The organism is Thermoflexus sp., from assembly GCF_042408815.1.
In the GTDB taxonomy this organism is placed as follows: Bacteria; Chloroflexota; Anaerolineae; order Thermoflexales; family Thermoflexaceae; genus Thermoflexus.
The window spans coordinates 1-9796 of sequence record NZ_JBHOQR010000031.1 but is presented as its reverse complement, the minus strand read 5'-3'; the positions used below and the strand labels follow the sequence as shown (position 1 = coordinate 9796).

The window sequence follows — 9796 nt, the reverse complement described above, 5'->3', positions numbered from 1 at the left end:
TGCGGCCTTGCGGGTTGGGTTCCTCAACCAGGATGGTGCCGGTAGGGAGCTGCCGGGCGGGAACAGGAAGCTTGCCCGCCTTGAACCACCGCCAGGCGGTGAGGTAGCTGATCCCCTGCGTGCGAGCCCAGTCGGAGAGCTTCATGGCCGAAATGGCTGAGAACGAAATCGCCAGCTGCTGTCAACCCCCTACCACCCGCAGCTCTCAGAGACAACCTCGTAGGGGGCTTCCGCCCGGATTCTTCGTCGGCGCTGAAGCGGCTCCTACCAACAGTCATTCCGGAGATCTCCACACCGGCAGCCGGATGCCCCAATATCGATGGGCCCAGTCATAGGATCCTGCAACCCTCGCCCTGAGAAAAAAGGAGGAAACAGTGCTATCTTCTCCATGGGAATCGAAACCGTGGGGAGGCCTCTCGCGCCGGAAAGGCAGCGGTGAGGACCGGGAATAGCTCCGATAACATGGACTGGAGTGCTTCGGTGAACCCGCGGGTTTCCTCCGCATATCGCCCACCTGTCAGGGCCTGAAGGACCGCCAGGTGCTCCACACCCAGCCGCAGGTTGGTCTGCGATCGGGCGATATCTAGATCCAGATAGGGCAAAATATACACCGGCATCGCCCGCGGCAGTCGGTGACCCAGGATCGCTTCCACATGCTCCCGCAACCGCCCGACCAGCTCGGAGCCGGATTCCCCACGCACTTTATTGAAGACAATTCGAACCTTGCTGGAGAAGGCCGCAGGGCCAGCCATCCGGTAGACGTGTGCCAGCCAGGAAGCCCCAGCGATCAGCCCGGTGTCCTCGGGCTCCAGGATGATATAGAGCACCTGGGAGCGATTGATCGCTCGCAGCGAGAGCGGCGACATCAGGTTATTGCCGGTGTCCAGGACCACGGTGTATCCCTCCCCGGTCGCCCGCTCGATGGCGAAATCCAGCCAATCCGCCGCCCGAGCCAGAACGGAAAGGGAGTGTTCCCCCATCAAGGGATCCATGGTCAACAACCCCGCAGTGAGGCGCAGATTCCAGCGGATCCCCCGCGGGGCCGGCACCTGACTCCAGAAGATCGGGACCTGGGCACCGGGTTCGAACACGCCGCCGGCGCGGGGCACGGTCGGGTGGTGGCTGGCCAGCTCAATGATGGAATAGATGGGGGTTCCCTCTCCCAGCCGGAATAAATCGGGCTGGTTCCCCCGCGTATCGGACTCGGCATCGAGGAGGTGGACGGAGAGCCCTCGGGCCGCCAGGAGGGCTGCGGCATTCGCCGCGACCGTGCTTTTCCCGGTTCCTCCCTTGGGGCCTCCGAACCCGATCACGCGGGGCTGACTGGCCACCACGATGGGCGCCCCATAAACCGTCTGCAAATAGCGGGCCTGTTCGGTGGCCTGAACCCGGGCCATCAGCTCACTGAGGCGGGCGGCGATTTCTTCGGCCGCCCGCTCCGGGGCGATCACCGGATACTGGAGATGTTCCCCCCAGGTCGCCCAGGGGCTTCCCGGGGAGGCCACCACGATGACCGCAGCTCCGGTTTCCGCCACCAGGCGGCTGACGGTCTCGGTGGTCATCCCAGTTTCAGTCGCCACCGGGATGAGGAGCTGCGGGCGGAGGCCGGCTAGGATTTCCACCGCCACCACCCCAGGCATCGCATACGCTTCATGCCCTAAACGGGCCAGCTGATTGGCGATCTCCCCGCCGATCCCACTCAGGTTCCCCAGGATGACGATATTCATGCCCATCTTTTCCTTTCTCCCTTACCGTTGGGGTGGAGATCCAGATGGAAGGAAGAAAGCGGGCGCCCCGGCTGCCCGTCGGCCTGCCCAGACCCATTGTTCCAGATCCTGCTCCGCGAACCCGGTAGAAGGGGGGATCTCCGCACGGGCGCATGGGGGCGCCACCACCAGATAGACCATCTTCGCGGTCTCCAGGGCATACACGATACCCTCCAGCGCGCTTTGGGGCACCCCCAGCAATAGCCGCGGCGCGCCGGTGGAAGCACCCGATGTTCTCACTGCAGACGCTCCCTCACCGCCGGAAGGGGTTGGGAAACCCAGGACCGATCGCACCACTCCGCGGGCGATCCATTTCGCCATGGGGCGGGTGGGAAGGGTTAGGCCCATCGTCCCGGTAATCTCCGCCACCGGCGTCCGAGGGGAGATTCCCTCAAGCCCCGCGGATACGACGGTTGGGGTGGCGCTCCCGGCGGGCGCTTCGAAGAACGCCACCACATCCAGACAATCCCCGGGGCGCAGCATGGAAAAAGGCGGCGCCTGAAGCCGATCCGTATCCTGCAAGGAAAGCAGTTGTTCACCCTCCACCAGTACCGAGGAAAGACGAGCCGCCGCTGTGAGCTGGCCGGAGGGAAGGATCGCTGTCCGGGGGATCGCCGCTCCGGCGGGGACAAACATCAGCACGGTCCCCCCCACGTAACGCGGGAGATCCGCCTCCCGGATCATCCCCCGCACAGCCGGAGCATCATAGGCGGTAACCGTTCGAACGCGCTCCTCAGTAAGGGTATCCCCGGGATAGAGCGGGACAGCCGCCACAGCGATGGGGACCTGAGCGGGCACACCCATCGTGATGAACATTCGGGCAGCGATGGCCACAACCGCTGCCAGAGCTAACCCAATCAACAAAGGAAACGCCTGTCGTGCGTGAAGCATGGATCACCTCCGATGGGCCATGTAGAAACACCTGCTTGGGGGAGCGCGGGCCGCTGGCGATGGCCTCCCTGCGAAAGCGCCAGCTCTAACGGTTCGGCGGATCGCGGAGGTTTACAAGCGCACCGGGAGGATGACCCAGCGGCCCTGGCCGGGCGCGGCCATCCAGATCAGACCTGGATGGCCCGCTGCGATCGGCGGCGCTCCCCGATCCTCCGGCTCAGGAAGCAACCGCCACCCGCGCAACCCCAGCCCATCGCGTCCCGCCCACAACCAAATCCAGCGCTCGGAGCGCCTCAGGGCGACCGGGATCTCCTCCCCATATCCCATCCGCATCCGCAGCGCATCCGTATCCGCCACCACCAGGAGGCCCCCGGATCCTGTGGCCTCCCCTGTCATCGCAAGCTCCAGGAAAGCCCGGGGGTCCTCTTCCCCCCTCACCAACCCCTCCAGCAGACCCTCAGGATCCCACGCCAGCACCCTCCCCATGGCCTCCTGAAGCCGGCGCACCAACCCTTCCATCACCCCCCGTCCCCAGGCCACCTCCGGGGCCATTCCCAGCGCCGGCCGCCGCCGGTCCAGAAGGAGAACGGCCGGCTGCAGATCGTCATCCCACCATCCGAGAGGAAGGGCCACCCCTCCTTCCCCATAAGTGGGCGGGGGCAAATCGGACCAAGAGGCTCGAGGAGCTCGAGGGAGCGGTGGAGCGGGAGGCGCCAGCGCTCCCTGTCGCCGCAGCCGGATTTCCCGCCACCGCCCTTCTCCCCACCAGCGACCCCTGAAGGGTGCCTCCGGGATCGGCAGACGCCCGACGATGGCTTCCCAGTCCCGAGCTTCCAGCGTGAGCACCACCCGATGGGCGGGCCGCCCCCGCAGGGATCGCAGGGCCATCTCCCGCCGTGATCCGATCCAGATCCAGAGATCGGCGCGGGCTCGTGCCATCTCCAGCCCCGCCTCCAGCGCCATCTGCGCCTCCTCCGCAAGGCTATCCACCCCATCCAACACCAGCAGGGCAGGGCCCGCTTCCGCCCGCAGGATCCGAAACAGCCGGCCCATCCCTTCCCGATCCAGAGGATCCACTCGGACCGCCCACGAAACCCCCTGCCACTCCCCTCGTCCATCGACGACGAAGGCCCGCCGGCCGGCCCGGGCTGCGGCCGACGCCATCCCTTGGAGGATCCGGGTCTTTCCGGTTCCCGCCTGACCGATCAGCATGAGATCCGGAGTCTGTCTCTCACAGAACACCCAGCGGATCTCCCCCTGCTCCGGAAAATCAGCGATCCCCAGGCCGATCCGGTCGATGCCCTCTTCCTCCGGAACACCCGGATCCTCTGGCAGGGAGGGCGGGGCCAGCGACGGCATCGGGGGATCCATCGTCCGGAGAACGAGGGTCAGTCGCTCCAGATCCCGCACGCCGTCGCCTCCCACCCGCTCGAGCTGCAGCGCCCGGTTCGGATCCGCCGGGTCCATCCGGTATTCCTCCCGCATGCCAATAGAGGCCCCTGAGGCATATGCAAACCGAATCCGTCGGAACACCTCGTTCTGCCCGACCTGAACAAAGGCCCAGCCGCTCCCGGGCAAATACGCCGCATCCGGCCGCCCTAGCACTGCGGCCGATTCCTCCGGCGTCTCACAGCGCAACGCGATCCGGATCCGCAGGTTAGCCCGAAGTTCCCCGGGGACCGCGCCCCCCAGCCGCTGGGTCGCCAGCACCAGATGCATCCCTAGGCTCCGCCCCAACCGGGCCAGCCGGATCATTCGTCCCATCCCGTCCGGGATCTGCTCCAGCATCTCGGCGAACTCATCGGCCATCACCACGAGATGCGGCAGCCCCGCGGTGTCGGCGTGATCCGCTCCCCGCTCCGCCAGGATCCGCTGCCGGCGATCCAGCTCCCCTTCCAGGGTCTCCAGTGCCCGGGCCGCCTCCCGAGGATCCAGGTTAGAAAGCAGCCCAACGCAATGGGGCAGGCCCTCCAGGGGAGCAAACGCGCCACCCCCCTTAAAGTCGATGAAGAGCAGCTGCACCCGCTCTGGGGGGAAATGAAGGGCCAAGGCCAGGGCCAGGGTCCGCATCGCCTCGCTTTTGCCTGACCCGGTGGTCCCGATCACCATGGCGTGAGGCCCATGGGCCCGGTCGTGCAGATCCAACAGAAAAGGTAGCCCTTCGTCGGTGTATCCCACGGGGATCGCTAGGCGCTCGCGCCCGTTCCGAGCTTTCTGGATCACCCGCCTCAGCATCTGAGGGTCGGGCTCATGGATCCCCCACAGAGCAGGGGCTGGGCGGACAGTCACCATATCCCCTACCCCCATGGGCCGCAGGCGAGAGAGGGAACAAGCTAGCGCCTCGGCCTGCTCCGGGGAGAGGCGCGGGGCGGGATCCATTCCCTCCACCGCCTGTCCACTGGCCAGATCCAGGATCCGGATTCCTCCGTCGGGCATCCAAATGCCAAGAGTGCGGATCCCCCCCGGGATGGAAGCCCCAGGGGGAAGGATGAGGAGGGGATAGAGGCCCACCGTAGGGCCCTCTCGCAGCAGCATGCCCAGGCGGCCGTCGGTCAGCCATCCGGCATCCCCCAGGGCGATCACCGCCGGGCCCTCTCCCCCGCGACTTCTTCTTCGAAAAAACTCCTCAAAAAGCATCTCTCGGATCCGGGCCGGTCCCCCGGCATAGCCTTCCCGGAGCTCCCCAACGTGCGGCAACCACCGGAGGAAGGCCCAACCCGGGTCCCCGAGGCCCACCTGGATCTCCACCTCGGAGGGCGCATGGGTCAGGGCCAGCTCCAGAAGGAGTCGAGCGATGGCCCCTTCCTGACCCGGGAAAGCGATCAAGGCAGCGGATGCGCGGAGCAAAAGAGGAAGCGGACGCTCGACCTCAGCCTGAATGGCCCCTGTGATCGCCCGGACGATGCCCTGCAGGGGTGGCGGAAGATCCTCGAGATCCGGCAACGGCCGGCCATGGCGGGCGAGCAACGGCGACCGACGGATCCCTGCCCGAACGCTCAGGAAATCCGGATCCCCCCGATGGCGGAACCAGAGATCCGTTCCCGCCTGCAGACGCTGGCATAAATCCTCCCATGGAGGGAACAACGCCCGCTCCAGGGCTTCCTCCATGCTTCGCCAGGCTTCCAGCTCAGTCAAGAACCGCCGCAGTTTTCGCTCGGCTCGCCGGATCGCCTCCGCGGTCTGTGCCTGATGGCGACGCAACGCCCACCGATATTGGAGCTCCCCAGCTAGGATCGAAGAACCCGCCGCGAGGGGGATGAACAGCAGATACATCCATCCTCTTCCCCCAAAGGCCAGCGGGCCCATCAGGCCATACACCGCGGACATCAGGAACCATGGGGCGTAGGTCCACCATGGAGAGCGCTCCGGCATAGGGGGGAATCCCGGCACATCCGGGATCTCCGGCGGATCCCCTGGGGGCGGCGGCAAGCGCCGCATCCCGGGCCAGATACGCTTCGGGGCGATCTCCGGGATGTAGATCTCCAGACCATCCCGTTTCTGCCAGAGACCCATCGCCACCTGCCTCTTGATCGTCAGGAGGATCCCAGTTCAGCGCCCTCCGGCCAGATCAGGAGCCGCACACGATCCGGTGGGGGATCCTCGGGAAACCATCGCCGCCATGCTTGAGACAGCTCCAGATCGAAGGTCGGCCAGGCCGTCACAGGGGAAAGCTCCAACACCCGGGCTTTTCGAAGAGATCCCTTGGGAAGCACCGGAGAGGTGAACCGGGATCCCCGCTCCAGGGGGGTCGGGTCAATCTCCGGGCGGATCAGGAGGAGCTTCCCCGATCGGCTCCGGAGCAGAACCCATCCAGGGCCGCGACGCTCCGGAGCCAGTTCCCGGACCAATCCCTCCGGCAACGGAAAGCGGGCCAGCGCCTCCTGGAGCCAGGCGATCGGGTCCTCGATCTGAATGGCAGACGCTGCGACGGCCCGGGAGAGCTGGATATGGCGGATCGCCCATCTGTGCAGCACCTCACCCACCTCCCGGATGGCCCGGGCCTGGCGGGCATTGCCCAGGGTGATGAGGGCCCCGAGCAGCGCGAAGCCTGCGATCAGCAACACCGCCAGGATCAGATCGAATTCCGTCATGGCATCCTCCTCAAGCGCTCCAAGATCCGGTGGATCTCCCGCGGGCGCGGATCCCACGCCCAGGGGAGGGAGAAGAGCCAAAGCCCCACCGCAAGCCCCAGCAGCCACCGTTGGGACCGCTGCGGCTGGACCCCGAACCGGATCCCGTCCGCCACCGTCAGCCGTCCCCGCAGCGGCAACCGCAGCAGCTGTGCCCGTGTCCCCACCGGCAGCGGGAACCGCCCGTCCGGCCCGGTAACCAGAACCCGTCCCTTCACGGCCACCACCGCCCCGGGGATCCCCGGCTCTCCCGCATCCTGCCGCCCGTTCCCATCCCGGTCCAGGAACACCACCCCGAATTGGGGAACGGGAGGGGTAGGGGATGGGAGAGCGGTCGGCGTGGGCGTAGGCGAAGGCGTCGCCGTAGGGGTGGGAGACGGCGCCTCCGTCGGTACGCGGGTGGCCGTCACCGTGGGCGTCGATGTCCGCGTCGGCGCCCGCGTCGGGGTCGGTGTCGGAGACGGCGTGGGCGTTGCCGTGGGGGCCACCACGGGCGGGATCGGGGTCGGTGGGAAGATCGTGGGCGTCTCCGTCGGTGCGGCAGTCGGCGTGGGGGTGGACGTCGCCGTCGGCGTCGGGGTCGGAGTGGACGTTGCCGTCGGCGTCGGCGTGGGGGTGGACGTCGGCATCGGCGTGCGGGTGGGCGTGGCGGTGGGCGTCGGCGTGGGGGTGGGCGGGGCCACGTAGGTCTGGATCCGCAGGAAATCCACGTGCAGATCCGTCCAGTTCCCACTATACCACTGCTGGTAATAGTTCCCGAACCACACCAACCGCGGCCGGAACCCCCCGTTCCCGTTCCCCACTCGGTTCCCGTCCACAGGCGTATCCCCAGGCCTGGTCAGCCGGTGGGAAGCCCACGGCGAGATTCCCCCACGGCCGGAGGTGCGACGGGCCGTGGCCGACGTCCTGGGGGTAGCCGAGGAAACCATCTGGGGCAAAAGGTGATATAATCTTCAAAAGGCCGCAGGGGGTGACAGGCCATGCGGAGCGCTCCTGTGATATCGGTAACCATCCTCCTGGCGAGCCTCCTCGCCGCCTGCGCCGGGGCCTCACCGGCGCTGGAGAGAGCGACTCCGGCACGCGTGGCTGCGGAAACCGTCGCGCCCACGGCCACTCGGCCGCCGAGCCCGCCGCCCACGCCCACATCCACGTGGACGCCCACGCCGACCGCCACATGGATACCGACTTCATCACCCACGCCCACGCCGACGGCCGACATCCTCGCTGGCGTCCCGGGGGCGGCGTGCATCCCCCGCCACGGCCCGCCCCAGGTGGCACAGCTCGTGGCCATCGTGGACGGGGACACCATCGATGTCCGCATCGGAGGCCAGACCTTCCGGGTGCGCTACATCGGAATGGACACCCCTGAGCGCGACGAGGCCTTCTACGGGGAGGCCACGGAGCGCAACCGGCAGCTCGTCGCCGGCCGCACGCTGTATCTCTACAAGGACGTCAGCGAGACCGATCGCTACGGCCGGCTCTTGCGGTACGTGGTCACATCCGACGGCGTGTTCGTGAACTATGCCCTGGTCCGGGAGGGGTACGCCGCCAGTGCCACTTTCCCGCCGGATGTGGCCTGCGCCGACACGTTCCGGCAGGCGGAGCAGGCCGCGCGTGCGGCCGGAAAGGGACTGTGGCAGGGCGGCCAGGCAGCCGCGACGGCCGCCCCCACGCCAACACCGCAGGCACCGCCAGCTGTGGGGGGACAGGTAATCATTGTCACAATTTACTACGACGGCCAGAAAGGGCGCAACGAGCCCGACGAATACGCCGTCATTCGCAACGTCGGTTCGGCTCCGGTGAACCTGCGAGGCTGGCGGCTGAATGCCGGGAGTCCGGGCCAGGATTTTGTCTTTCCCGACTTCGTCATCCAGCCGGGACAGGAATGCCGGGTATACACAAACGAAATCCATCCGGAATGGTGTGGTTTCTCCTTCGGGAGCGGTAAAGCCCTCTGGAACAACAAGGGGGATTGCGGGTACCTGTATGACGCGGACGGGCAGCTTGTGAGCCGGTACTGCTATTGATAAGGAGCCAGGCCATGCGTTCGGCCAAGCTGCACGTCCTGGGTCTCATCCTGGGCACCTTTCTCGTCACGGCGTACGCTGCCACGTCGACGGCAACGCCGGCCGTCCGGACGACACCGTCTATCGTCCTCACAGCTGGCCTGACCCGTGTGGCGGCCGAAAGCGCCACGGCGAAACCCTCATCCACGGCGGGACCGAAAGCTATTGTGCGTGCCTGGCGGCCCAACGTACGTCAGGGTCCTGGCGTGACTTATCTCCGCCTGACCCAGGTGAAGGCCGTGGATGTCCTAGAGATCGTCGGCAGGGACGAGACTCTATCAGTTTAGTAGGTGGTCTTAAGGGTGGGGTGGTAAATATAAGAATATAAGGGCCATAGGCGAGGTGACAAAGAACGAAGAAGAAAGGAGGCACCGCCTATGGCCCACAAAATTGTACTCCAGACAGAGGTGACCTGGCCGGAAGACCTGCGGGCGTGGGAAGCGCATTTCTACCGGGTGGGGTGTGCGGTGGCGCGGGCGCTGGCGGCGGTGGTTCACGCAGCATGTGGATGAGGGCTTGTGGCGGGAGGAGAAGCCGGCGGGGTGGCGGGTGGCGGATGGGGCGCTGGTGCACACGTTGGTGGGGCGCACGTTGGAGGGAGAGATAGCGAGGGTGCTGAGCGTGGCCTTTTCGCCGGATGGGTCGCTTTTGGCCTCGGGGTTGGAGGATGGCATAGTGCAGCTGTGGCGGGTGGCGGATGGATCGCTGGTGCACACGTTGGTAGTGGACAAATAGCAAGTGATGAGCTAAGGAGAAGATCCTCAAGGTCTACCGGGAGCGGGCCAGCATGCGGGCCATTCAGCGCTTCTTGGGAGTCTCCCGCCCCACCCTGGCCCGCTGGCTCAAAAAAAGTCGAGCCGGGGCCCTCGGTGGTGCCAACCCTCTCCCCAGCCGAGGGGAGCGATGTGGGCAAAAAGGGAGAGAAGCGCTGGCTCTGGGCGGC

9 protein-coding genes and 1 pseudogene are annotated in these 9796 nt (G+C 66.6%); 4 read left to right on the top strand and 6 right to left on the bottom strand.

The features are described from left to right. The 6 genes and pseudogenes from ACFMO3_RS10820 to ACFMO3_RS10795 form a co-directional block, all read right to left on the bottom strand. Positions 1–145, bottom strand: a pseudogene (locus ACFMO3_RS10820) (IS607 family transposase); the annotation flags it as partial. A gap of 232 nt (positions 146–377) precedes the next feature. After that, on the bottom strand, positions 378–1733 hold the full coding sequence (locus ACFMO3_RS10815; RefSeq protein ID WP_376790419.1) for a hypothetical protein: 1356 nt from the start codon (positions 1731–1733) through the stop codon (positions 378–380). Between the two features lie 15 nt (positions 1734–1748). Continuing rightward, on the bottom strand, positions 1749–2657 hold the full coding sequence (locus ACFMO3_RS10810; protein ID WP_376790418.1) for a hypothetical protein: 909 nt from the start codon (positions 2655–2657) through the stop codon (positions 1749–1751). Positions 2658–2768: 111 nt separating this feature from the next. Then, the gene (locus tag ACFMO3_RS10805) at positions 2769–6170 is read right to left on the bottom strand and encodes an FtsK/SpoIIIE domain-containing protein (RefSeq protein ID WP_376790417.1); all 3402 of its coding nucleotides are present in this window, start codon (positions 6168–6170) and stop codon (positions 2769–2771) included. Between the two features lie 20 nt (positions 6171–6190). Continuing rightward, positions 6191–6748 carry a hypothetical protein gene (locus ACFMO3_RS10800; RefSeq protein ID WP_376790416.1) on the bottom strand — a complete coding sequence of 186 codons (558 nt, stop codon included), beginning with the start codon at positions 6746–6748 and terminating at the stop codon, positions 6191–6193. Next, positions 6745–7605, bottom strand: a complete 861-nt coding sequence (locus tag ACFMO3_RS10795) for a hypothetical protein (protein ID WP_376790415.1) — start codon at positions 7603–7605, stop codon at positions 6745–6747. The genes ACFMO3_RS10800 and ACFMO3_RS10795 overlap by 4 nt, the downstream gene beginning before the upstream one ends. A gap of 162 nt (positions 7606–7767) precedes the next feature. Between ACFMO3_RS10795 and ACFMO3_RS10790 the strand changes: the two genes are divergently transcribed. The 4 genes from ACFMO3_RS10790 to ACFMO3_RS10775 all read left to right on the top strand — a co-directional run. Further along, on the top strand, positions 7768–8814 hold the full coding sequence (locus tag ACFMO3_RS10790; protein ID WP_376790414.1) for a lamin tail domain-containing protein: 1047 nt from the start codon (positions 7768–7770) through the stop codon (positions 8812–8814). A 416-nt stretch (positions 8815–9230) separates the two neighbouring features. Continuing rightward, positions 9231–9365 carry a hypothetical protein gene (locus ACFMO3_RS10785; protein ID WP_376790413.1) on the top strand — a complete coding sequence of 45 codons (135 nt, stop codon included), beginning with the start codon at positions 9231–9233 and terminating at the stop codon, positions 9363–9365. A 4-nt stretch (positions 9366–9369) separates the two neighbouring features. Then, positions 9370–9588 carry a WD40 repeat domain-containing protein gene (locus ACFMO3_RS10780; protein ID WP_376790412.1) on the top strand — a complete coding sequence of 73 codons (219 nt, stop codon included), beginning with the start codon at positions 9370–9372 and terminating at the stop codon, positions 9586–9588. A gap of 22 nt (positions 9589–9610) precedes the next feature. Beyond that, positions 9611–9796: helix-turn-helix domain-containing protein (locus tag ACFMO3_RS10775; RefSeq protein ID WP_376790420.1), on the top strand; the 186-nt coding region annotated here is incomplete at its 3' end.

Excerpts from the sequence above, each read along its gene's own strand:
- ACFMO3_RS10815 (WP_376790419.1), bottom strand. The coding sequence starts at position 1,733 with ATGGGCATGAATATCGTCATCCTGGGGAACCTGAGTGGGATCGGCGGG.
- ACFMO3_RS10810 (WP_376790418.1), bottom strand. The coding sequence starts at position 2,657 with ATGCTTCACGCACGACAGGCGTTTCCTTTGTTGATTGGGTTAGCTCTG.
- ACFMO3_RS10805 (WP_376790417.1), bottom strand. The coding sequence starts at position 6,170 with ATGGGTCTCTGGCAGAAACGGGATGGTCTGGAGATCTACATCCCGGAG.
- ACFMO3_RS10800 (WP_376790416.1), bottom strand. The coding sequence starts at position 6,748 with ATGACGGAATTCGATCTGATCCTGGCGGTGTTGCTGATCGCAGGCTTC.
- ACFMO3_RS10790 (WP_376790414.1), top strand. The coding sequence starts at position 7,768 with ATGCGGAGCGCTCCTGTGATATCGGTAACCATCCTCCTGGCGAGCCTC.
- ACFMO3_RS10785 (WP_376790413.1), top strand. The coding sequence starts at position 9,231 with ATGGCCCACAAAATTGTACTCCAGACAGAGGTGACCTGGCCGGAAGAC.